The organism is Streptomyces sp. NPDC001920 (assembly GCF_053594495.1).
This window is the reverse complement of sequence record NZ_JBSFEP010000006.1, coordinates 52977-76326: the sequence shown is the minus strand read 5'-3', so window position 1 is coordinate 76326 and position 23350 is coordinate 52977. Positions and strand designations below refer to the sequence as shown.

Here is a 23350-nt window from a genome sequence, read left to right as displayed (position 1 = left end):
CCGTGCACAACCCCTTCACCCCGGTCGCCTCCGTGCCCGTGGACCCCGGCAAGGCCCGCGTCCACGAGGAGGGCTGGCAGTCCTGGAGCCCCAGCGGCGCCTACGCCCTCGGCGACAAGCCGTACCGCCCGACCAACGACAACTGGGCGACCGTGTGTTACCGGCCCGGCGTCACCGTCCCCGAGGGAACCTTCCAGGGCGAGGGCCTGCTGGCGCTCGACCCGGGCGACGGCTCACCGGTCCGCCTGTGGGCGGCCGTCGATCCGACGCGCGAAGTCCCGTCCGTACGGCTCGTCATGACGGACGGACGGGCGCAGGTCAGCTCCGACGGGGCCGTGAAGGAGTGGACGGGGTCCACCGTCGGGACGGTGCTGGGCGAGTGGGCCGACAGCCTCCAGCTGCCCGCTCCCCGCCCGGCCCCCACCGTCTGGTGCTCCTGGTACGAGTACTTCACCCAGGTCACCGAGGACGACATCCACGAGAACCTCCGCGCGATGGACACGCTCGACCTGCCCATCGACGTCGTCCAGATCGACGACGGATACCAGCGGGCTCTCGGTGACTGGCTCACCCTCTCCGGCCGCTTCCGCTCCCGCGCGGGCATCGCCGACACCATCAGGGCCAGAGGCCGCCGCGCCGGCATCTGGACGGCCCCCTTCCTCGTCGACCCGGCGAGCGAGCTGGCCGCCGAGCACCCCGAGTGGCTGGTCCGAAACGAGGACGGCGGCTTCACGCACGCCGGCCGCAACTGGGGCCACGACCTGCACGTCCTGGACACCACGCATCCCGGGGCGGCGGCGTACCTGACGGAGGTCTTCCGCACCCTGCGCACCGAGGGCTACGACTACTTCAAGGTCGACTTCCTGTACGCGGGCGCGCTTCAAGGCGTACGGCACGACCCGGACGTGGACGCGCTGACGGCCTACCGGGCCGGCATCAACCTGATCCGCGAGGCGATCGGCGCGGACGCCTACCTGCTGGGCTGTGGGGCGCCCCTGCTCGCGTCCATCGGGCTGTTCGACGCGATGCGGGTCAGCCCCGACACGGCCCCGCACCGCCGCCCCGAGGCCGACGACTACAGCCAGCCCGGCCAGGACCCCGCCGAGTTCACCGGCGCCGGACGCCAGTGGCAGCACGGCCGGCTCTGGATCAACGACCCCGACTGCCTGATGGCCCGCCCCGCGGTCGAGACCCGGGAGCGGTGGGCCGCGCACGTCGAGGCGACCGGCGGCCTGGTGGCGTCCAGCGACCGTCTGCTCTCGCTCGACGAGTGGGGCGTGACCACCACCCGCCGTCTCCTTCAGGGAGCCGCCCGGTGAAGCGCGAACTGTCCGTCCCCGGCATCGCCTACGGCGGCGACTACAACCCCGAGCAGTGGCCCGAGGAGGTCTGGGCCGAGGACATGCGCCTGATGCGCGAGGCCGGGGTGACCATGGTCAGCGTCGGCATCTTCTCCTGGGCGCTGCTGGAGCCCAGCGAGGGCGCGTACGACTTCTCCCTCCTCGACCGCGTCCTGGACCTGCTGCACACCCACGGCATCGCCGCCGACCTCGCGACCCCGACGGCGGCGCCCCCGGCGTGGTTCTTCCGCGCCCACCCCGAGGCGCTGCCCGTGGACAAGGACGGCAGGACGCTGTCGTACGGCAGCCGCCAGACGTTCTGCCCGTCGAGCCCCGCCTACCGGGAGGCGGCCCTGCGGATGGCGCGGGCGCTGGCCGGACGGTACGCGGACCACCCGGCCCTGGTGATGTGGCACGTCCACAACGAGTACGGCTGCCACAACGCCGAGTGCTACTGCGACCAGAGCGCGGCGGCCTTCCGGCGCTGGCTGCGCGGGCGGTACGCGAACGACCTCACCGCCCTCAACCACGCCTGGGGCACCCGCTTCTGGAGCCAGTGGTACTACGACTGGGACGAGATCCTCCCGCCCCGCCCCACCGGCGCCGTCCCCAACCCCACCCACCAACTGGACTGGCGCCGCTTCTGCAGCGACGAACTGCTGTCGCTGTACGAGGCGGAGCGCCGGGTGCTGCTGGAGGCGGCCCCTTCGATCCCCGCCACCACCAACTTCATGGTGATGTACAACTTCGACGCCCTCGACTACTGGCGCTGGGCCCCGAAGCTGGACATCGTCTCCAACGACCACTACCTCCAGTCCGCCGACCCCGAGTCCGAGATCGACGTCGCGCTCAGCGGCGACCTGGTCCGCTCCCTCGCGGGCGGGCCCTGGCTGCTGATGGAGCACTCCACGGGCGCCGTCAACTGGCAGCCGGTGAACCGGGCCAAGCGCCCCGGCGAGCTCCGGCGGAACGCGTTGGCCCATGTGGCCCGGGGCGCGGACGGCATCGCCTACTTCCAGTGGCGCGCGGCGAAGGCGGGCGCCGAGCAGTGGCACTCGGCGATGCTTCCGCACGCGGGCACGGACAGCCGGATCTGGCGTGACGTCGTCCGACTCGGCGCCGACCTGCGGGCGCTGGCCGAGGTGCGCGGCAGCGCCGGCACCGCCGAGGTGGCCATCGTCTGGGACTGGAACGCCCGCTGGGCGATGGAGCTCCCGTCCCAGCCGAGCGCCGAACTGCGCTTCCACGACCTGGTCCGCGCCTGGTACGAGCCGCTGTGGCGGGCGGGCGTCGCGGTGGACTTCGTACGCCCCGACGCGGACCTGTCGGCCTACCGCCTGGTCCTCGCCCCGAGCCTCTACCTCGTGGACGACACGGGCGCGGCGAACCTCACCGGCTTCGTGGAGCGCGGCGGCACGCTGGCCGTCGGCTTCCACAGCGGCGCCGTCGACGAGAACTGCCATGTGCGGCTGGGCGGTTACCCCGGAGCGTTCCGGGACGTGCTGGGGGTACGGACGGACGAGCTGTTCCCGTTGCTGCCGGGGGAGTCGGTGGGCCTGAGCTCGGGCGGCCGCGGCACCCTGTGGTCGGAGCGGGTGCGCCCGGCCGGCGCCGAGACGGTCGCGTCGTACACCAGCGGGCCCCTGAGCGGCGTACCGGCGGTGACCCGGCACGCCCACGGTGCGGGCGTCGCGTGGTACCTGGCCACCCTGCCGGACCCCGAGACCCTCACCGGGCTCCTGGACCGCATCCGCGGGGAGGCGGGCGTCGAGCCCGTGCGCAGCACCCCGCGGGGCGTCGAGGCGGTGCTGCGACGCGGCCCGGACGCCGACTACCTCTTCCTGATCAACCACACCGACCGGCCCGCCCATGTCGCGGTCGCGTCCGGCGCCACCGAACTGCTCACGGGCAAACCGGCGCCGGGGGCGGTCAGCGTCCCGGCGGGGGAGACGGCGGTGGTGCGCGAGCCCCGCTGAGTGACAGGGTGGCGGGACATCATCGGGATATTCGAGGGGCGGGGCGGCATGCCGGAGCTGAGCAAGGGCGGGAACACCGTGGTGGGCTCCGGGCCCCTCGTGGCCGAACTGCGCACCGTCGGCGGCACGGTCGACCTCAGCGCCCTGCTGGTGGCCGCGGACGGCAAGGTGCGTTCCGACGACGACCTGGTCTTCTACAACCAGCCGTCCGCCGAGTCCGGTGCCGTCCGCCACCTCGCCGCCGATGCCGACGGCCCCGAACGCATCGAGGTGAGCCCGGCCGCCCTGCCCGCGGACGTGGACCGGGTGGTCCTGGTCGGCAGCTGCGATCCCGACGACGTCAGCCGCACCTTCCGCGAGGTCGAGGACGTACTGGTCCACGCCACCCAGGCCGGCGCCGACCCGGTCCGCTTCCGTCCGCCCGCCCTCACCGACGGCGAGCGCGCCGTGCTGCTGGTGGAGCTGTACCGCAGGGGCGAGACATGGAAGCTGCGCGCCATCGGCCAGGGCTACGCCGACGGTTTGGCCGGTCTCGCCACGGACTTCGGCATCGACGTGGCGGAACCGGAGCAGCCGTCCGGGGAACCCGAGCGGCCCGTACCGACGCGACCCGCCGCCGTCCCGCCCCCCATGAGCCTGCGCAAGCCCCCGCTCGGCACGGTCAGCCTCGACAAGGGCGGCCAGGTCTCGATGAGCCTGGACAAGGCCGATCGCGAGCTGGTGGTCACGGCGACCCTGGAGTGGGACGGCGGCAGCGACGAACGCCGCAGGAGAGGAGCCGACCTCGACCTGTACGCCCTGTTCGTGCCCGCCTCGAAGGCGGTGCGCGGCGACCAGGCACCCGGCACCCTCGTCACGGCGAAGAAGAGGTCCCGCCCCGCCCCCGGCGAGAGCGCCGCGAAGAAGGGCGGCCACGGTGACGTCGTCTACTACAAGAGCCTCGGCTCCCTGAAGCACCCTCCCTTCATCCACCTCGACGGCGACGCCCGCGTCCCCGGCCGCGAGACACTGCGGATCGTCCGCCCGGACCAGCAGGGCTACGTCCTGCTCTGCGCGTACTCCGCGGTCAGCAACGGCTTCGGCTCGTTCCGCAGCTTCGGGGCGAAGGTCGTGGTCACCGACGGTCGCGGCTCCACGGTCACCGTCCCGCTCTTCGAGAACACCAAGACCCGCTACTGGGTGGCCATCGCCCTCGTCGACTTCACCGACGCCGACGGAGCCGCGATCCACCAGGTCGAGGCGTACAGCGCCCGCATGACCGAACGCCGCCCGGTCCTCCACCCGGACGGCACCGTCGAGATGAACGCGGGACCGGTGGAGTTCAAGAGGCGTTGACGGGGCACTCGGGCAGGCACACCGCCTCCCAGTGCCGAAAGCCGTCCGCCATGCCCGAGCTGCCAGACGTCGAAGGGTTCCGGGAGGTCCTCCGGTCCTGCGCCCAGGGCAGAGTCGTCCGGCGCGTCGACGTGCGCGACGCGGGCGTCCTGCACGGGATCGACGCGCGGCGGCTGCGGGAAGCCCTGGAGGGGCGGCGCGTCACCGGGACGGAACGGCACGGCAAGTGGCTGCTCGCCCGTACCGGCGGCCCCACCCTGCTGCTGCACTTCGGCATGACCGGCCGGCTGCTCTGCGCCCACCCCGACGACGGGCCCGAGCCGCACGACCGGGTCCTGTTCACCCTCGCCCGCGACCGCCAGCTCCGCTACCGCGACCAGCGCAAACTCCAGGGCCTGTGGCTGGCGGAGGACGACCGCGACGTCCTACGACTGCTCGGCCGGCAGGGCCCCGACGCCCTGACGGTGGACCGCGCTGCATTCGAAGGGGCGCTCGCCTCGCACCGCGGTCGCCTCAAGGCGGTGCTGATCGACCAGTCGGTGGTGGCCGGCCTCGGCAACCTCCTGGCGGACGAGATCCTGTGGCGCGCGAGGCTGCGCCCCGGCACCCCGGCCAACGCCCTGACCGGGCCGGAGGCCCACCGTCTGTACACCGAGATGCGCCGCACCCTGCGTCCCGCGGTCACCGCCGGCTGCGTCCCGCCCCGCGACTCCTGGCTGACCGGCCACCGGGACTCCCCCGACCCTCGCTGCCCCCGCTGCCACACCCCCCTGCGCCGGACCCGCGTGGGCGGCCGGACCACGGTGTGGTGCCCGAGCTGCCAGGCCGCGCCGAGCGCCACCGGACGGCGATAATGGCTGAAGAGCTCCGCACAAGGTTGGAGTCCGGCTCGCGACGCCCGGCACGTACGCTCGCCGCGTTGCCGAAAGCCCCTGGTAGCTCCGCTGCGAGGAGCTTCCGGCGCCTTGCGGTCGCACGCACCCGGACCCCGCGAGCTGATCGGACTCCACTGCTGTCCGGGGCTCTGAGTCCGGGCAACGACGTCCGCGGACGCGCGGGGGCGGACCGCGCGCCGCGGATCGCCGACCTGACGGATCTCTGCGAGAGCGAGATGAGCGATCATGGACGAGCCCGCCATCGGCCGGGCGCCCGGTCCGCTCGACGAGGTGGTCGGCGAGGAGCTCACGGCCCGCGTCACCATCGACGAACAGGGCACGGTGACCGGGTGGAACGCGGGTGCCGAGCGGCTCCTCGGGTACTCGGGCGCACAGATCGTCGGACGGCCGGCGGCCGACCTGCTGGCCGACCCGGTCCCGGCCCCGGACCTGCCGCCCTTCGCACGGCTGTCGAGATGGCACGGCGAGATCCCCCTCCGGCACCTCGACGGCGGACGGCGGGAGATCAAGGTCCTCGCGCACCACAGGACGGCGCCCACCGGCAGACGCGAATGGTTCGTGGTCTCCGCGGTGACCGGCCGCCGGCCCCAGCCCTTGGACGAGCCGTTCGTGTCCTGGACGTTCGCCCAGTCCCCGTGCTGCGCGCTGGCGCTGTACGACACCAGGCTCCGCCTGCGGCGGGCCAACGGGGCCATGGAGAAGGCCGTGGCCCTCACCGAGGCCGACATGCTCGGCCTGCGCGTCAACGAGATCGTGGACGACCCGGCCGGCGAGCGGGCGGAGCAGAGCATGGCGCGGGTCCTTCGGACCGGCGAGCCGCAGTACGACGAGGACTTCCTGCGCCCCGCCGGCGCGTCCCGAACGCACGCCTGGTCCGTCCTCATGTCGCCGCTGCGCGACGCCGCGGGCACCCTGCGCGGCGTGTGCCTCACCTCGCACGACATGACGGAGCAGTACTGGGCCCGCAAGCGGCTCCAGCTGATGGCCGACGCCGGCCGGCGCATCGGCAGCACCCTCGACGCGATGCGTACGGCCCAGGAGCTGGCCGACGTGACGGTCCCCGACTTCGCCGACTTCGTCACCGTAGACCTGCTGACCACCCTCGACGACCTCCAGGAGCCGCCACCGGACGCCGTGGCCACGACCGGCCCCGTCGTGCTGCGCCGGGCCGCCCACCAGTCCGGGACCCCGGGCGTCCCGGAGGCGGTCGTCGCCCTCGGCAGCCTCGACGAGTACCCGGCGGGCTCCGCGCCGGCCGAGACGCTCCGCTCGGGCCGGGCCAAGCTGTACGAGATGACGAACCCCGCGATCACCGCCCTGGTCGCCCGCGACCCGGCCCGTGCCTCCCGGGTCCGTGAGTTCGGGGTCCACTCGGTGATGGCGGTGCCCCTGACGGCACGCGGAACCACCCTGGGCGTCGCCGTCTTCGCACGTCACCGCAACCCCGACGTCTTCCGGCAGGACGACCTGGTGCTCGCCGAGGAACTGGCGGCCAGGGCGGCCGTGTGCATCGACAACGCCCGCCGCTTCACCCGCGAACGCGGCACCGCGGTGATGCTGCAGCGCAGCCTGCTGCCGCAGCGGCTGCCGCGGCAGGCCGCGGTCGAGGTCGCCTCCCGCTACCTCCCGGCCGACGCGCACGCCGGCGTGGGCGGCGACTGGTTCGACGTGATCCCCCTGTCCGGGGCGCGCGTGGCGCTCGTCGTGGGCGACATCGTCGGCCACGGCATCCACGCCTCGGCGACCATGGGCCGCCTGCGCACGGCCGTACGCACCCTCGCCGACATCGACCTGGCGCCGGACGAACTGCTCACCCACCTCGACGACCTGGTCGCCCGCCTGTCCACCGAGCGGGACACCGGCGGCGAGGTGGGAGCGACCTGCCTGTACGCGGTGTACGACCCGATCTCACGGCGCTGCACCCTGGCCCGCGCAGGACATCCCCTGCCGGCCGTGGTGAGCCCCGGCGGCCCCGCCGAGCTGATCGACCTGCCGGCCGGCCCGCCGCTGGGTCTGGGCGGCCTGCCCTTCGAGGCAGCCGAGATCGAACTGCCCGAGGGCAGCCTGCTCGCCCTCTACACCGACGGCCTGATCACACCGGGCCGCCGCGCCCGTGGCGACGATGGCGTCCTTCGCCTCTGCCGCCTCCTCACGCGTTCGGAGCCGACCCTGGACGCCCAGTGCGACCGGATCCTCACCGACCTCCTGCCGCCCCGCCCGCCCGACGACGTCGCCCTCCTCCTGGCCCGTACACGCGCGCTGGACGCCTCCCAGGTCGCCGCCTGGGACGTCCCGGCCGACCCGTCCGCCGTCGCCCAGGCCCGCAAGGACGCCCTGGCCCAGCTGGACGCCTGGGACCTGGAGGACGCCGCCTTCGTCACGGAACTGGTCGTCAGCGAACTGGTCACCAACGCCATCCGCCACGCCCAGCCCCCCATCCAGCTCCGCCTGATCCACCTCGCCCACGACAGCTCCCTCATCTGCGAGGTGACCGACGGCGACAGCACCTCCCCCCACCTGCGCCGCGCCCGCACCTACGACGAGGGCGGCCGGGGCCTGCTCCTGGTGGCCCAGCTCACCCGACGCTGGGGCACACGCCAGACCCCGAAGGGCAAGACGATCTGGACGGAGCAGGCCCTCGACCACGGGACATGAAGATCACCCACGCTTCCGCTTCTCCAGGCGGCTGCCCCGCGGCAGGGTGACGGACATAAGGTCGCTGGGGCCGCCCAGGGCGATGCGGTGCCGGCGACCGCGCGGCACGACGGCCGCGGTCCCGGCCGTCAGCTCGATCTCCTCCCCGACACAGGTCCCGGACCTGACACCGCGGCCGCCGCGCAGGCCACCTCGCCCCGAGACCCCGCCTGCCCCGCTCAGGACGTCTGCGGCCCGGGCCGGACCGGTTCGCTCTAGTCGTCGACGCCCAGGTCGGCACGCATGGCCTTCTTCAGCGCCCCCAGGTAAGGCCAGACCTCCTTGCGGAGTTCACCCTCCAGGGCCGCCAGTTCCTCCGCATAGGTGGCGGGTGCCGCTCCGTACTTCCTGAGCTTGCCGTACGCGGCGTTCAAACGTCTCTTTGCCGTGCTGGAGGCGCGCAACACCGCCTCCGGAACGATCATCTGGGATTCCGCGTAGCTGTCCCGATAGGCCAGCCTGCCCGCCTCCAGACTCTCCAGGGCCGTGGCAACGTCCTCGCTGCGTTGAAGCGCGTAGAGGTAGTTGGTCATCGCCGTCACGTACTGGCGTGAGGCAGTGTTCAGTGTGACGTAGCAGGTGCGCCGCCGTTCAAGGTTCTCGCGCTGCTGTTGTCGGGTCTGCTCCGCCCTGAGCAGTTCCTCGGCATGACCGCGTTCCTCACGCCGCTGTTCAGCGGCGGCCTGGAGCTCCATGCGCTTGGTGCGGTCCGCGCGGTTCTGTGTCAGCACCGCGGCTCCCAGCGTGCCCGCCACGCCCACCACCGCGATCAACAACCCCGTCCAACCGGCGTCCACGATGCCCCCCTTCGTGCAGTCGGAAGACCTCACCCCACGGAAGATCCCCCCGGCCCGCCGCTGCGGAACCCCCGGATGCACCAGGCCGCCGCCGGTAGCCGTGATGCACGGTCGTGCCCATCATGCCGGGGCACCCAGGCCGGCATGATTCTCGCGCTCATCGGATGCCGCCGCGGCACCGCAATCCGGAGCCGGCTTGAGCACCGGGCCGAGAACATCGCCAAGCCGTACGTCTCGGAGAACGCATGTCCGGGTCGCCCTCGGCGAGGCTAGCTCGTCCGTGCATGTGACCGGGACCATGCTCCGCAAGGTCGCGAAAGAGGTCGGCGACGAGCTCCGGGAGCCGCCGAGAACCGACTGAGACGGAAACCGAGACGGAAACCGAGACGGACAAACGCCAGAGGGCCGGACCGCTGATGCGGTCCGGCCCTCTGGGCTGGCGGAGGATACGAGATTCGAACTCGTGAGGGGTTGCCCCCAACACGCTTTCCAAGCGTGCGCCCTAGGCCTCTAGGCGAATCCTCCGCCGGAAACATTACATGACCGAGAGGAGTGCTCGCGAACTCGTTCCCCGCTGCTGACATCGGGTACTCTCTGTGGAGCCCCTCACGCGGCGCTATCTGACTGAACTCCCCCAGGGCCGGAAGGCAGCAAGGGTAGGTTGGCTCTGGCGGGTGCGTGGGGGGCGCTTGCGTGTCCGGAGGCGGGTCGGCGGGCGGGGCTCGTTGTCAGTGGGCGCCTATAACCTCGTAGGCGTGTCGTCTCTCGCGCTGTACCGCCGCTATCGCCCGGAGTCTTTCGCCGAGGTCATCGGGCAGGAGCATGTCACCGACCCGCTGCAGCAGGCGCTGCGGAACAACCGGGTCAACCACGCGTACCTGTTCAGCGGACCGCGCGGCTGCGGCAAGACGACCAGTGCGCGGATCCTCGCGCGGTGCCTGAACTGCGAGCAGGGGCCCACGCCGACCCCGTGCGGAGAGTGCCAGTCCTGCCGGGACCTGGCCCGCAACGGGCCCGGCTCGATCGACGTCATCGAGATCGACGCCGCGTCGCACGGTGGTGTGGACGACGCCCGTGAGCTGCGGGAGAAGGCCTTCTTCGGCCCCGCCTCCAGCCGCTACAAGATCTACATCATCGACGAGGCCCACATGGTCACGTCGGCCGGCTTCAACGCGCTGCTGAAGGTCGTCGAGGAGCCCCCCGAGCACCTGAAGTTCATCTTCGCCACCACTGAGCCCGAGAAGGTCATCGGGACCATCCGCTCGCGGACCCACCACTACCCCTTCCGGCTCGTCCCGCCGGGCACGCTGCGCGACTACCTCGCCGAGGTCTGCGGCCGGGAGGAGATCCCCGTCGAGGACGGCGTGCTGCCGCTCGTCGTGCGCGCGGGTCAGGGATCCGTGCGTGACTCGATGTCCGTCATGGACCAGCTGCTCGCCGGAGCGGGGGAGGAGGGTGTGACGTATGCCATGGCCACCTCGCTGCTCGGCTACACCGACGGTTCGCTGCTCGACTCCGTCGTGGAGGCCTTCGCGACCGGCGACGGGGCCGCCGCCTTCGAGGTCGTGGACCGTGTCATCGAGGGGGGCAACGACCCCCGCCGTTTCGTCGCCGACCTGCTGGAGCGGCTGCGGGACCTGGTGATCCTGGCCGCCGTGCCGGATGCCGTGGAGAAGGGGCTCCTCGACGCCCCCGCCGACGTCCTGGAGCGCATGCAGGCCCAGGCCGGCACCTTCGGCGCCGCAGAGCTGAGCCGGGCCGCCGACCTCGTCAACGAGGGGCTGACCGAGATGCGGGGCGCCACCTCCCCGCGGCTCCAGCTCGAACTGATCTGCGCCCGGGTGCTGCTGCCCGCGGCGTACGGGGACGAGCGTTCCGTGATGGCCCGCCTCGACCGCCTGGAACGGGGCGGCAACTTCTCCGCGGGTGCCGGCATGCCCGCCATGGGGTACGTGCCGGGGCCCGACGCCCATGCGGGGGCGGCCGCCGCCGCGCCCGTTCCGCCGGGTGGCGGGCCCGCCGCGGCCCGGGCCGCCGTACGGACTCCAGGTGCGCCGCCCACGGCACCCACCCCGCCCACCCCCTCGGCTCCCGCTGCGGGACCGCAGGCCGGCCAACAGCCCCAGCGACCCCAGCAATCCCAAGCTCCGGCCCCTGTCGCCGCGGAGTCCACGCCTGCGCCCGCCCCGGCCGCCGCTCCCGCCGCGCCTCCCGCCTCTGCCCCGGCCCCCGGCGCCTGGCCCACCGCCGCGTCCGCAGGCGGCGGCCGCCGCCCCGGTGGCTGGCCCACGGCGGCCTCGGCGGGCGGCGGAGCCCAGCAGTCCCCGGCCGCGCCGAGCGGCGCCCCCACACCCGCTCCGCAGCCCTCGGCACCCCCGCCGGCCCCCACCCCGGGCGCGGCACCCGCCTACGCCCCTCCGAGCGGCGGCCTGGACCCGCGCATGCTCTGGCCCAACATCCTGGAGGCCGTCAAGAACCGGCGCCGCTTCACCTGGATCCTGCTCAGCCAGAACGCCCAGGTGACCGGCTTCGACGGCACCACCCTGCAACTCGGCTTCGTCAACGCCGGGGCGCGCGACAACTTCGCGAGCAGCGGCAGCGAGGACGTCCTGCGGCAGGCGCTGGCCGAGCAGTTCAACGTGCAGTGGAAGATCGAGGCGATCGTCGACCCGTCCGGTGGCGGCTCGGCTCCTGCGCCGACCGGCGGCTCCCCCGGCTTCGGCGGCGGCGGGGCCGGAAGCCACGCCGGGGGCGGCGCGGGCGGCTACGGCGGTGGCGGCAACAGCGGCTTCGGCGGCGGTGCGCCGTCCCCTCAGCGCCCGGCTCCTGCCCAGTCCACGGCGCCGACCTCGCCCCCGACGGCCTCGGCCCCCGCCCCGGCGCCGCAGCGCTCCGCACCCGAGCCGCCGCCCCCCGTCTCCATCGAGGACGACATCCCCGAGGACGACGACCCCGACCTCAACGAGTCGGCCCTGTCCGGGTACGACCTGATCGTCCGGGAGCTGGGGGCGACGGTGGTGGAAGAGATCATGAACGAGTAGACGCACGGACTTCACAGACGCGCGGATTTCGCAGAGCACTGACTTCGTAGACGCGCGGACTTGAACGAGCACACGGGGCGGACTTGGAGGAACGTACAGGTCGCCAACCCCCGGCCCCTCGGCATCCCGCACAAGAACCCCGTTAGGCTGACCCCCGTGAAGGTCCTCGTCATCGGTAGCGGCGCCCGCGAACACGCCCTGTGCCGCTCCCTGTCCCTCGACCCCGACGTCACCGCGCTGCACTGCGCACCCGGCAACGCCGGCATCGCCGAGGTCGCCGAGCTGCACCAGGTCGACGCCCTGGACGGCAAGGCCGTGTCCGCGCTGGCCACGGAGCTCGGTGCCGACCTCGTCGTCGTCGGGCCGGAGGCGCCGCTCGTCGCCGGGGTCGCCGACGCCGTGCGCGAGGCGGGCATTCCCGTCTTCGGCCCCTCCGGGGAGGCCGCGCAGATCGAGGGCTCCAAGGCGTTCGCGAAGGACGTGATGGCCGCGGCCGGCGTGCCCACGGCCCGTTCCTACGTCTGCACCACGCCCGCCGAGGTCGAGGAGGCCCTCGACGCCTTCGGCGCCCCCTACGTAGTCAAGGACGACGGTCTCGCCGCCGGCAAGGGCGTCGTCGTGACCGCCGACCTGGAAGCGGCCCGGGCGCACGCCAACGCCTGCGAACGCGTCGTCATCGAGGAGTACCTCGACGGCCCCGAGGTCTCCCTCTTCGCCATCACCGACGGCGAGACGGTCGTCCCGCTCCAGCCCGCCCAGGACTTCAAGCGCGCCCTCGACGGCGACGAGGGCCCCAACACCGGCGGCATGGGCGCCTACTCCCCGCTGCCGTGGGCGGACCCGAAGCTGGTCGGCGAGGTCCTGGAGACGGTCCTGCAGCCGACCGTCGACGAGATGCGCCGACGCGGCACCCCGTTCTCCGGCCTGCTCTACGCCGGTCTGGCGATCACCTCCCGCGGCGTACGGGTCATCGAGTTCAACGCCCGCTTCGGCGACCCCGAGACGCAGGTCGTCCTGGCCCGTCTGAAGACCCCGCTGGCCGGCGTCCTACTGGCCGCCGCCAGGGGCGACCTCGCCGACCTGGAGCCCCTGCGCTGGAGCGAGGACGCCGCGGTCACCGTCGTCGTCGCCTCGCACAACTACCCGGGAACCCCGCGCACCGGCGACCCGATCACCGGCCTCGACGAGGTGGCCGCCGAGGACGCCCCGCACGCCTACGTCCTGCACGCGGGCACCAGGCGCGACGGCGAGGCGGTCGTGAGTGCCGGCGGCCGCGTCCTGTCCGTCACGGCGACCGGCAAGGACCTCACCCAGGCCCGCGAGCGCGCCTACCGGGCCGTCGCCCGTATCCGGCTCGACGGCTCCCAGCACCGTACGGACATCGCGGCGAAGGCGGCGCAGGGCGCGTAGGCACCCCCGAAACCCCTGCTTCCGATAAACCCCGCGGGCCCCGAATCCGTCTCAGGATTCGGGGCCTGATCCTTGCTGTCCGTCGTTCACCTTTCCCCAAAGCCATTCCATCGAGTGACCGATGCCCCATCCGGCTGACGTGAGCCGGGGCCCCAACTAGGGTGCGGCGCAAGCATTCCGGCACTTGGCCCACCGGCATTGCGATGTCAGTGGCGGGTGCCACAGTGGGGGAGTGAGCAAAGCCAGGACAGTCCGGACAGCCAGGGCAGCGCGGAGGGGGTGAGGTCCGGCGTGACCGGTATGGGTGTGGAGATGGGTGCGCAGGCCGCGCGCGCCCGTGCGCTCGCCGTGCTGCGCATTCGCAGCCGTGCGCTCGCCGTGGCCCTGCTGCCCGCCGCGGTCGCCGTGGTGCTGCTCGCGGGCGTCTCCACCGGTCACCTCGTCGGGCCGGTCTGGCAGGTCGCCCGCTGGGTGGTGACCCCGGTCGCCGCGCTCGTTCTGCTCGCCGCCGCCGGTGTCGCCCTGGTCGTGGCCCGAGCCCGCCCCGCCGTCAGCCCGACGGTCCCGATAACCGAGGAGCAGGCGCCGGACCTGTACCGGATGGTGCGCGACCTCGCCGACCGCCTGGACGTGCCCGCTCCGTCCGCGATAGCGCTCACCCCGGACTGCGACAGCTGGCTGGAGGACCGCACGCATCCGTCCCACGGCCGTCCACCGGCCGAGGACGGCGACGAACCTGGCGGCCTGCGCGGCCCGAGCGCCCGTGGCGCCCAGCGCCGTGCGCCCGCCGCCCCCGTCCTCGTCATCGGCTCCCCGTTCCTGTGGTGGATGCGCGTGGGCGAACTGCGTGCGGTCCTCGCCCCGGTCGTCGCCGGTACGGGTCCGTCCGCCCACCCGGACATAGCCCTGGCCCGGCGCTTCGTCCGGGGCCTGGACGCCGCGGTGGCCGTCGCCTCGACGAGCGGCCGCTGCCCGGGGTCGCGGGCGGTGTGCGCGGCCCTCGGCTGGGTCGCGCGCCTGCTGCTGCGCAGCTGCCGGGATCACGCCGCCGAGATGGAGCGGGGCGTGGCCGCCGCTGCCGCCGAGCGTGCACAGGCTGTGGATTACGGGCTGCGGATCGTCGCCCAGGAACAGGTCGGGCTGGCGTACGCCGGCTGGGACCGGCTGCTCACCCGCGTCGCACTGCCGGCCTGGCGGATGGGCCGCTGGCCGTCCCGGCTGGACGCGGGCGTCGTGGCCGCGCTCACCGAACTGTCCCGACGGGACCGGCTGGCCGAGGGCTTCGCCTCCCGACTGGGCGAGCGCCCCGCCTGTGACCTGCTCGAAGAGCCCGGCGCGATCGACGAGGCCGCCTCACTGCTCGCCGCCCGACTCTTCCACGGCGGTCCCGCCGAGCCCGGACCGGACTGGTCCCCGGTGGACTGGCAGGCGTATCCGGAGGAGGTCGTCGACCGCAAGTGGCGTACCGACGCGGCCCGCCTCCACCGCGTCCTCGACACCCTCGGCGTCCGCCCCACGCCCGGTGGCACCGCGCCCGAGGCGGACGGCCCGACCCTTGCCCGCGTCCTGGACCACCTGTCGACCCCACCGACCTCCACCACCATCACCGGTCCCCCGACCGGGCCCGGCCCGGCGACCGCTTCCGACCCCACGGCCGCACCCGATGGCGGGCCCGCCTCCGGGACCACGAGCGGCCCCGCAGCTCGACCCGCCTCCGAGCCCACTCCCGGCCCTGTTTCGGAGCCCACCCCCGGCCCCACCACCGGCCCCGCCTCCGAACTCGCTCCCGGCCCCACCACCGGCCCCACCCCCGAGCTCGGCCCCACCTCAGACCTCACCACCCCCACCCCCACCCCCACCCCCACCCCCACCCCCGGCACTCATCCCCCCACCACCCCCCAGGCCACCGACGCTCCCGAGCCGCCACACCCTCCCAGCGGCCCCAGCGGCCCCAGCGGCCCCAGCGGCCCCAGCGGTCCCAGCGGTCCCAGCGGCCCCGGCGCCCCCAGCGGCCCCGGCGCCCCGGGCGCCCCCATCGCCCCCACCCCGCCCAACACCCCGACACCCCCCAAGGCCCCCTACGCATCCATGGCCGAAGAGCACCCCTCGGACGCCGAGGAAACCGAGCGAAGCTCCACCCTCGCCGCCGGCCTGACCGCCGAACTGGCCCGTGAGGAGGCCGCGGCGCCGACGGACCGGACGGCCTCCCCGGCCGCCGGCAGCACTCTCCTGGACATCGGCGCGCTGCCCCTCTTCCCGCTCCAACCGCCGCGCACGTCCCGGGAGCTGCTGACCGACCACGTGACGGCGATGGTGTGCTGCGCCGCGATGGACACGGCAGGCGCGGCCCCAGGGCTGGACTGGCTCGACGGGCCCACCCTTCTGATCAACGGCGAGAGGGCCGCCGATCTGACCCCCAGGGTGCTCAGCCTGATCGAGGAGGGCGATCCGGCACCTCTGCGCGCCTGGTTGCTGGAGTCCGGGATACGCCCGGAGAAGCCGGTACGACTCGTCTGAACACCTGGAACACAGCGGCCCGGACGCGTTCGCGGTCGGAGGCCCCGGTTCCACTTTCGGCCAATTCGCAACGAATAGTGACAGGATGCGTGCGCAATGTGATGTGCTGGGACCGATAGCGCATATGGCAAGGGCTTACGACAGACGACAGTTGTCACCGCGGCCCGCGCCTGAAGGAAGAAACCGCAAGTCACATGGGCAACTGGCACCACACAACGCTCGACGCACCGCCACGGGGGACGAGGGAGGGGTAGTGGCCATGGGGTCGGAGCAGATCCGCCGCTGGGAGTCGGGAGCACTCGCGCACGCCGTGACGGACCCCTTCGGGCAGGGACCCGTCCCCTGGCTGCGCGGCAACGTGACGTACTTCGACGACACCGGCCAGGTCGTCCCCTGGTACGTGGACGGTCAGGCCCACCCCCCGACGGCGAACACACCCAGGGTCCCGGCGCCCCGAAGCGCCGGCCCTCGCTCGGCCGACGACATCCACCGCCAGATCAAGGGCTTCACATCCACCGGCGCGGTCACCCCCGGCGAGGCCGTCGACTTCCACATCACCGTCGACCCGCCCCAGGAATTCGCCGTGGACGTCTACCGCATCGGCCACTACGGCGGTGACGGCGCCGCCAAGATCACCACCAGCCCGCGTCTCTCGGGCATCGTGCAGCCCCCACCGCTCACCGCCGACCGCACGGTCTCCTGCCACCACTGGTGGCTGTCCTGGCGCCTGCAGATCCCGTCGTACTGGAGCATCGGCGCGTACGTGGCCGTCCTGACCACCGCCGACGGCTACCGCTCCCACATCCCCTTCACCGTGCGGGACAAGCACCCCGCGGACCTGCTCCTGCTCCTGCCCGACATCACCTGGCAGGCGTACAACCTCTACCCCGAGGACGGCCGCACCGGAGCCAGCCTCTATCACGCCTGGGACGAGGACGGCCGGCTGCTCGGCGAGACCGACGCCGCCACGACCGTCTCCTTCGACCGCCCGTACGCGGGCGCGGGCCTGCCCCTGCACGTCGGCCACGCCTACGACTTCATCCGCTGGGCCGAGCGCTACGGCTACGACCTCGCCTACGCCGACGCCCGCGACCTGCACGCCGGACACGTCGACCCCACCCGGTACCGCGGCCTGGTCTTCCCCGGCCACGACGAGTACTGGTCGACGCAGATGCGCCGCACGGTGGAGGTCGCCCGCGAGAACGGCACCTCCCTGGTCTTCCTCTCGGCCAACTCCATGTACTGGCAGGTCGAGTTGGGACCCTCGCCCTCCGGCGTCCCCGACCGCCTGCTCACCTGCCGCAAGCGCAAGGGCCCCGGCCGCCCGGTGCTCTGGCGCGAGATCGACCGCCCCGAGCAGGAGGTGATCGGCATCCAGTACGCGGGCCACGTCCCCGAGCCGCACCCCCTGATCGTCCGCAACGCCGACCACTGGCTGTGGGAGGCGACCGGCGCACACGAGGGCGACGAACTCGCCGGCATGGTCGCGGGCGAGGCCGACCGCTACTTTCCGCGCACCCCGCTGCCCGACCACGAGGAGCGCGTCCTGCTCGCCCACTCCCCGTACACCGACAAGGAGGGCGTCGTCCGCCACCAGGAGACGTCCCTGTACCGCGCACCTTCCGGCGCCCTGGTCTTCGCGTCCGGGACGTTCGCCTGGTCCCCCGCGCTGGACCGCCCGGGCCACGTCGACGCGCGTGTCCAGCGCGCCACCGCAAACCTCCTCGACCGCATCTGCAAACGTGACTGACCTCAGCTGAAGCACCCCCCGTCCGCGGTCGATCTCCGGCATACGGGAGAATCGAGCCACTTGGACAGAACCACGGGGAGGAACCGTGTCCGGATTCGTAGAAAAGCCCGAGCCGACCCAGGTTCCCGGCTTGGTGCACCTGCACACCGGCAAGGTGCGCGAGCTGTACCAGAACGAGGCGGGCGACCTCGTGATGGTCGCCAGCGACCGCATCTCCGCGTACGACTGGGTGCTGCCGACCGAGATCCCCGAGAAGGGCCGCGTCCTCACCCAGCTGTCCCTGTGGTGGTTCGACCAGATCGCCGACCTGATCCCCAACCACGTCCTGGGCACCGACCTGCCCGCCGGCGCCCCCGCCGACTGGGCGGGCCGCACCCTCGTCTGCAAGTCGCTCCAGATGGTCCCGGTGGAGGCGGTGGCCCGCGGCTACCTCACCGGCTCCGGCCTGGTCGAGTACGACGAGTCCCGCACCGTCTGCGGCCTCGCCCTTCCCGAGGGACTCGTGGACGGCTCCGAACTGCCCGCCCCGATCTTCACCCCGGCCACGAAGGCCGCGGTCGGCGAGCACGACGAGAACGTCTCCTACGAGGAGGTCGCCCGCCAGGTCGGCGCCGACACCGCCGCCCGGCTCCGGCAGGCCACCCTCGCCGTCTACTCCCGCGGCCGGGACATCGCCCGTGAGCGCGGCATCATCCTCGCCGACACCAAGTTCGAGTTCGGCTTCGACGGGGAGACGCTGGTCCTCGCCGACGAGATCCTCACCCCGGACTCCTCCCGCTTCTGGCCGGCCGACCAGTGGCAGCCGGGCCGCGCGCAGCCGTCGTACGACAAGCAGTTCGTCCGTGACTGGCTGACCTCGCCGGCGTCCGGCTGGGACCGGAGGAGCGAGCAGCCCCCGCCCCCGCTGCCGCAGGACGTGGTGGACGCGACCCGCGCGAAGTACGTGGAGGCGTACGAGCGCCTGACCGGTACGAGCTGGACCTAGACCACGAAAAGACCCCGGCCCATCAGGGCCGGGGTCTTTTTCCCGAGCGGACGACGAGGCTCGAACTCGCGACCTCAACCTTGGCAAGGTTGCGCTCTACCAACTGAGCTACGTCCGCACTGCGCCGTGGCGCGAGAGCAACTATACCCAACCTCGCTCCCGCGCGAGACGCACTGCCGCATGACGGTTCTCCGCCCCGAGCTTGGAGACGGCGGACGACAGGTAGTTCCGTACGGTCCCCTGGGACAGCGCGGCCCGCTCCGCGATCTCCGCGACGGGTGCCCCGTCGGCGGCGAGTTCCAGCACCTCGGCCTCCCGCGCGGTCAGCGGCGAGTCCCCGGCGGCGATCGCGTCGGCCGCCAACTCGGGGTCGACGTAACGGTTTCCGGCATGCACGGTCCGGATGATCTCCGCGAGCCGCTGAGCGCTGACCGTCTTCGGGACGAACCCCCTCACACCGGCCTCCAGTGCCCGCTTCAGATGCCCGGGCCGCCCGTGACTGGTCACTATCAGCACCTTGCAGCCGGGAAGCCCGGCACGCAGGGATGTGGCGACCTTCACACCGTCCGCCCCGGGCATCTGAAGATCCAGGACGGCCACGTCGGGTTCGTGCGCCCGCGCCATCGCCAGTGCCTCGGGTCCGGTGGCCGCCTCGGCGACGATCACGAGGTCGTCCTCCAGGGAGAGCAGCGTGGCGAGCGCGCCCCTGATCAGATGCTCGTCGTCGGCGAGCAGCAGCCGTACAGGGGCGGTCATACGGCGACCTCCCGCACGCCCGCCGCCAACGGGACCTGCGCCACCAGCCGGAACGCCCCTTCCCCGGCGGGCCCGGCCTCCAGCGTCCCGCCCACGGCCGCCAGCCGCTCCCGCAGCCCGGCCAGCCCGGAGCCCCCACCGCCGTCGGCGGACTCGACAGCGCCGTCGTTCTCCACCGTCAACCTCACGTGCCCCTCCGTCACCCGCACTCCCACCGTGCACCGCCCGGCATCTCCGTGCCGCAGCACGTTGGTGGTCGCCTCCCGCACGACCCACGCCAGCGCCGACTGCACCTCGGCGGGCAGCCCGGCCGCCTCCCCGGTCACCTCGCACTCGATCCCGGCCGCCGTCAGCACGCCCTGCGCACCGGTGAGTTCGACCCCCAGATCGGCCTCCCGGTACCCGCGTACGACATCCCGCACCTCGCGCTGCGACTCCTGCGCGATCCGCTGCACCTCGATCATCTGCTCCACGGCCTCGGGCCGTCCCCGTCGCGCCAACTGCACGGCCAGCTCGCTCTTGAGCGCGATGACAGCCAGGTTCCGCCCCATCACGTCGTGCAGATCCCGCCCGAACCGCAGCCGCTCCTCGGCGACGGCGAGCCGGGTGCGGGTCTCGCGGGCCTCGTCGAGTTCGTAGACGGCGTTCACCAGCCAGAGCGAGAACACCGCCGTGGCGGCCACGAACCCGCCGCCGACCAGCACCGCCAGCGCACCGACGAGGGCGGCCCAGGCGGGCCCGCCCAGGGCGAGCGTCACCAGCGCCGCGCCCGCGGCGAAGCCCCCGACGGTCGCGATGACGTGTCGCCGGCTGCGCACCCCCAACACGAGGACCCCCACCCCGTAGATCAGCACGATGCCGAAGACACCGCCCGCCGCGGAGTCCACGGCCTCGCCGCCGGGGCCGTACCGGGCCACCGCGAGCGCCGCGGTACCGGCCGCGGCGGTGGCGACGCCGAGCGCCCACAGCAGTGCCGTGGGCCGTTCACGCCGGCCGCGCCCCCAGCTCATCCCTCGCGAGACGGTCAGGCAGCACAGCACCGAGTGCATGCACACCAGGAGGAACACCCAGCCGCCCAGCCGCGGCCCGACCCCGGCGAAGGCGGACGGCCCGACCAGCAGGATCTCGGTGGCGGCGAGGGAGTGGAACGACCACCGGATGTACGCCTCGAACTTCTCCGGCGTGCTCTTTCGCCGCCACCAGCCCCCCGCCTTGCGCATGTCCCAGCTCCCCCTACGTCAGCGCCTGGGTTCCCAGCGGAACCACCGCTGTACAGCAAACACTCCCAGGGCCGTCCAGGCCAGCGCGGTCATGACAGGCCCCACCGCCTCGTACAGGGAGAGGTCCCCGGTCCACCCGGCCCGTATCAGCGTGATCGCCGGCGACAGCGGGAACAGCTCGAAGACCGAGGCCACCCGGTCGGGCAGCACCTCCAGCGGGACGGCCATCCCGGAGCAGATCATCGAGACCAGCACCAGTGGCAGTGAAGTGACCTGGGCGCTCTCCACGGTCCGGGTGAAGGCCGAGGTGACGGCGGCCAGGGCCACGGACACCACCAGGCCCAGCAGCAGTCCGACGACGGCGAAGTGGGGCGCCTTCGGGGCCGGGACGTCGAGCAGCACGCTGCAGCCGACCGCCAGGACCAGGGACTGGACGAGGCCGAGGGCGACGGACGGGGCCGCCGCACCGGCGAGGATCTCGACGTCCCGCACCTCTCCGGTGCGCAGCCGCTTCAGGACGAGTTCCTCGCGCCGCCCGACGAGGACGTTGAGGAGCGCCGAGTACACCGCGAAGAGCAGCGAGAACCCGATGGCACCGGGCAGCAGCACCAGCCCGATACTGAGCCCGGTCCCCTTCAGGTCCATGTCCTCGACGAACGTCCGTGTGCTGAACGGCAGCACCAGCGGCACGACCAGCGCCGCGAAGATCATGGCCTTGCTGCGCATGAACAGCGTCAACTCGGCCCGTCCGAGTGCCGCGACGCGCCCCATGGGCGTGGTGGCGGTCCTGCTCATGCCGCGTACTCCTTCACATCGACGGAATCCCTGGACGCCTCGCGGGCGATCCCCAGGAACGCCTCCTCCAGCGAGGCCGAGCGCACATCCAGCCTGCGCAGCTCCACGCCGGCCGTCTCGGCCCACACCAGCAGCCGGGTCGCCGCCTGCTGCAGCAGGCGGGTCCGCAGCCGGACGGTCCGGCCGTCGACCTGGTGCTCGGTCACGCCCAGCTCCCCCAGCGGCGGCAGGTCCCCGAGGAAGTAGCCCTCGGGCAGCTCGAAGGAGATCCGCGACGGCTGGGAGGCGGTCACGGCGGCCGGTGTCCCGGTGGCCGCGATCCGCCCCTCGTGCAGGATCGCGAGCCGGTCGGCGAGGTCCTCGGCCTCCTCCAGGTAGTGCGTGGTCAGCAGCACGGTGGTACCGGAGTCGCGCAGTGCCCGCACCAACTCCCAGGTGTCCCGGCGCCCTTCGGCGTCCAGGCCGGTCGTCGGCTCGTCCAGGAACAGCACCTCGGGGTCGCCGAGCAGCGCGAGCGCCAGGTCCAGCCGCCGCCGTTCACCCCCGGACAGCTGCTTCACCCGTACACCGGCCTTCCCGGCCAGCCCGACCATGTCCAGCACCTCCCGCGGCGGCCGTGCCCCGCTGACGCACCCGGCCCACATCCGCGCGGTCTCGGTGACGGTCAGCTCGGACGGGAAGCCGCCTTCCTGCAGCATCACCCCGGTCCGCGGCCGTACGGCGGCCCGCTCGGTGTAAGGGTCGTGCCCGAGCACCCGTACCCGCCCCCCGGCGGGTACGGCGAGTCCTTCGAGCAGTTCGACGGTCGATGTCTTGCCGGCGCCGTTGGTACCGAGCAGTGCGAAGATCTCGCCGCGGTCCACGCGGAAGGTCACTCCGCGCACCGCCTCGAACCCGCCCCCGTACACACGCCGCAGGTCAGTGACCTCAATCACGTGTTCGCGTTCGTCGATGTTCATGACATAAGCGTCCCGGCGACCGGGGTGCGGCAGCAGTGCACGCTGTCATGACTCCGCATGACAAATGTCAGGCGGGTGGACACGCACAGAAAAACCCCGGTCCAGTGGACCGGGGTTTTCCGTCAGAGCGGACGACGAGGCTCGAACTCGCGACCTCAACCTTGGCAAGGTTGCGCTCTACCAACTGAGCTACGTCCGCATTGCCCCCGACCGGCTCTCACCGATCGGTGCGAGCACCAGCCTACCTGATCCACAACAGTGGTCCGTACGGCGGTGCAGAGCGGGTGACAGGAATTGCACACTGCGCCTTCCCCCTGGAAGGGGGATGTTCTACTACTGAACTACACCCGCATGCCTTCGCGAGCTGGGCTTTTCTGCCCCGCTCGGCGGCGTGTCCCAGACATTAGCTGATCGGCAGGGGGGTAGCGCAAGTCGGCTGCCCCCGGGGCCCGCTGACGGACCCTGAGGGCGTGCTCCCGGGTCACCTCACTGCGCGGAGGCGAAGGCCTCGTAGACCTTCTTGGGGATCCGGCCGCGAGCGGGGACCTCCATCTTGTTGGCCTGGGCCCAGGCCCGGACGGCAGCCGGGTCCGGGGCGACCTCGGTCTGCTTGTACGCCTTGCCTGACTTCGACCGCTTGCGGCCGGCTTCCACGTACGGTGCGAGCGCCTTACGCAGTTTCTTGGCATTGGCTTCATTCAGGTCGATCTCGTACGACTTGCCGTCGAGTCCGAAGGCGATCGTTTCCGCCGCTTCTGAGCCGTCGATGTCGTCAAAGAGAGTGACCACGACCTTCTGCGCCACGAATATCGGTCCCTTCGTACGGCACGCTGACAATTCATTTGTACCGTGCCCGACAATGCAATGTGAAGCTCGACT

Annotated in this window: 16 protein-coding genes, 4 tRNA genes and 1 other RNA gene; 11 read left to right on the top strand and 10 right to left on the bottom strand. The window is 72.6% G+C overall.

Annotation, left to right across the window (positions count from 1 at the left end; all coding sequences use genetic code 11):
- Positions 1 to 2: 2 nt before the first annotated feature.
- The 5 genes from ACWCPI_RS11810 to ACWCPI_RS11790 all read left to right on the top strand — a co-directional run bounded on the left by ACWCPI_RS11810 (position 3) and on the right by ACWCPI_RS11790 (position 8202).
- The gene (locus tag ACWCPI_RS11810; protein WP_451037984.1) at positions 3 to 1319 is read left to right on the top strand and encodes a glycoside hydrolase family 36 protein; all 1317 of its coding nucleotides are present in this window, start codon (positions 3 to 5) and stop codon (positions 1317 to 1319) included.
- Positions 1316 to 3316 (top strand): beta-galactosidase, encoded by a 2001-nt coding sequence (locus tag ACWCPI_RS11805; RefSeq protein WP_451037983.1) that lies wholly within the window; start codon positions 1316 to 1318, stop codon positions 3314 to 3316. The genes ACWCPI_RS11810 and ACWCPI_RS11805 overlap by 4 nt, the downstream gene beginning before the upstream one ends.
- A gap of 48 nt (positions 3317 to 3364) precedes the next feature.
- Complete coding sequence (locus ACWCPI_RS11800; RefSeq protein WP_451037982.1) at positions 3365 to 4651, top strand: TerD family protein; 1287 nt, start codon at positions 3365 to 3367, stop codon at positions 4649 to 4651.
- Positions 4652 to 4701: 50 nt separating this feature from the next.
- Positions 4702 to 5505: an Fpg/Nei family DNA glycosylase gene (locus ACWCPI_RS11795; protein ID WP_451037981.1), complete on the top strand. Its 804-nt coding sequence runs from the start codon at positions 4702 to 4704 to the stop codon at positions 5503 to 5505.
- A gap of 267 nt (positions 5506 to 5772) precedes the next feature.
- The gene (locus ACWCPI_RS11790; RefSeq protein WP_451037980.1) at positions 5773 to 8202 is read left to right on the top strand and encodes a SpoIIE family protein phosphatase; all 2430 of its coding nucleotides are present in this window, start codon (positions 5773 to 5775) and stop codon (positions 8200 to 8202) included.
- A 254-nt stretch (positions 8203 to 8456) separates the two neighbouring features.
- On the opposite strand, the gene ACWCPI_RS11785 is transcribed toward ACWCPI_RS11790, so the two are convergent.
- Together ACWCPI_RS11785 and ACWCPI_RS11780 are read right to left on the bottom strand one after the other, a co-directional pair.
- Positions 8457 to 9038, bottom strand: a complete 582-nt coding sequence (locus ACWCPI_RS11785) for a hypothetical protein (RefSeq protein ID WP_451037979.1) — start codon at positions 9036 to 9038, stop codon at positions 8457 to 8459.
- A gap of 437 nt (positions 9039 to 9475) precedes the next feature.
- Positions 9476 to 9563 (bottom strand) — tRNA-Ser (locus ACWCPI_RS11780).
- A gap of 72 nt (positions 9564 to 9635) precedes the next feature.
- Here ACWCPI_RS11780 and ffs point away from each other — a divergent pair.
- From ffs to ACWCPI_RS11750, 6 genes are all read left to right on the top strand, one after another.
- Positions 9636 to 9734: signal recognition particle sRNA small type (gene ffs, locus ACWCPI_RS11775), an RNA gene on the top strand.
- Between the two features lie 59 nt (positions 9735 to 9793).
- Positions 9794 to 12079 (top strand): DNA polymerase III subunit gamma and tau, encoded by a 2286-nt coding sequence (locus tag ACWCPI_RS11770; protein WP_451037978.1) that lies wholly within the window; start codon positions 9794 to 9796, stop codon positions 12077 to 12079.
- A gap of 156 nt (positions 12080 to 12235) precedes the next feature.
- Positions 12236 to 13489 carry a phosphoribosylamine--glycine ligase gene (gene purD / locus ACWCPI_RS11765; protein ID WP_451037977.1) on the top strand — a complete coding sequence of 418 codons (1254 nt, stop codon included), beginning with the start codon at positions 12236 to 12238 and terminating at the stop codon, positions 13487 to 13489.
- A 291-nt stretch (positions 13490 to 13780) separates the two neighbouring features.
- Complete coding sequence (locus tag ACWCPI_RS11760; RefSeq protein WP_451037976.1) at positions 13781 to 16006, top strand: hypothetical protein; 2226 nt, start codon at positions 13781 to 13783, stop codon at positions 16004 to 16006.
- Positions 16007 to 16265: 259 nt separating this feature from the next.
- Complete coding sequence (locus tag ACWCPI_RS11755) at positions 16266 to 17756, top strand: N,N-dimethylformamidase beta subunit family domain-containing protein (protein WP_451037975.1); 1491 nt, start codon at positions 16266 to 16268, stop codon at positions 17754 to 17756.
- Positions 17757 to 17841: 85 nt separating this feature from the next.
- A complete protein-coding gene (locus tag ACWCPI_RS11750) occupies positions 17842 to 18741 on the top strand; it encodes a phosphoribosylaminoimidazolesuccinocarboxamide synthase (protein WP_451037974.1) in 900 nt (299 codons plus the stop codon).
- A 45-nt stretch (positions 18742 to 18786) separates the two neighbouring features.
- On the opposite strand, the gene ACWCPI_RS11745 is transcribed toward ACWCPI_RS11750, so the two are convergent.
- The 8 genes from ACWCPI_RS11745 to ACWCPI_RS11710 form a co-directional block, all read right to left on the bottom strand.
- Positions 18787 to 18859: transfer RNA gene (locus ACWCPI_RS11745), tRNA-Gly, on the bottom strand.
- A gap of 23 nt (positions 18860 to 18882) precedes the next feature.
- The gene (locus ACWCPI_RS11740) at positions 18883 to 19497 is read right to left on the bottom strand and encodes a response regulator (RefSeq protein WP_019757310.1); all 615 of its coding nucleotides are present in this window, start codon (positions 19495 to 19497) and stop codon (positions 18883 to 18885) included.
- Positions 19494 to 20717: a sensor histidine kinase gene (locus ACWCPI_RS11735; RefSeq protein ID WP_451037973.1), complete on the bottom strand. Its 1224-nt coding sequence runs from the start codon at positions 20715 to 20717 to the stop codon at positions 19494 to 19496. Before ACWCPI_RS11735 ends, ACWCPI_RS11740 begins: the two co-directional genes overlap by 4 nt.
- Before the next feature lie 18 nt (positions 20718 to 20735).
- Positions 20736 to 21512, bottom strand: a complete 777-nt coding sequence (locus ACWCPI_RS11730; protein WP_451037972.1) for an ABC transporter permease — start codon at positions 21510 to 21512, stop codon at positions 20736 to 20738.
- Positions 21509 to 22471 carry an ABC transporter ATP-binding protein gene (locus tag ACWCPI_RS11725; RefSeq protein ID WP_451037971.1) on the bottom strand — a complete coding sequence of 321 codons (963 nt, stop codon included), beginning with the start codon at positions 22469 to 22471 and terminating at the stop codon, positions 21509 to 21511. The genes ACWCPI_RS11730 and ACWCPI_RS11725 overlap by 4 nt, the downstream gene beginning before the upstream one ends.
- 126 nt (positions 22472 to 22597) lie before the next feature.
- A tRNA-Gly gene (locus tag ACWCPI_RS11720) sits at positions 22598 to 22670 on the bottom strand.
- Between the two features lie 80 nt (positions 22671 to 22750).
- Positions 22751 to 22822, bottom strand: a tRNA-Gly gene (locus ACWCPI_RS11715).
- A gap of 135 nt (positions 22823 to 22957) precedes the next feature.
- On the bottom strand, positions 22958 to 23275 hold the full coding sequence (locus ACWCPI_RS11710) for a histone-like nucleoid-structuring protein Lsr2 (RefSeq protein ID WP_030947653.1): 318 nt from the start codon (positions 23273 to 23275) through the stop codon (positions 22958 to 22960).
- Positions 23276 to 23350: the final 75 nt, after the last annotated feature.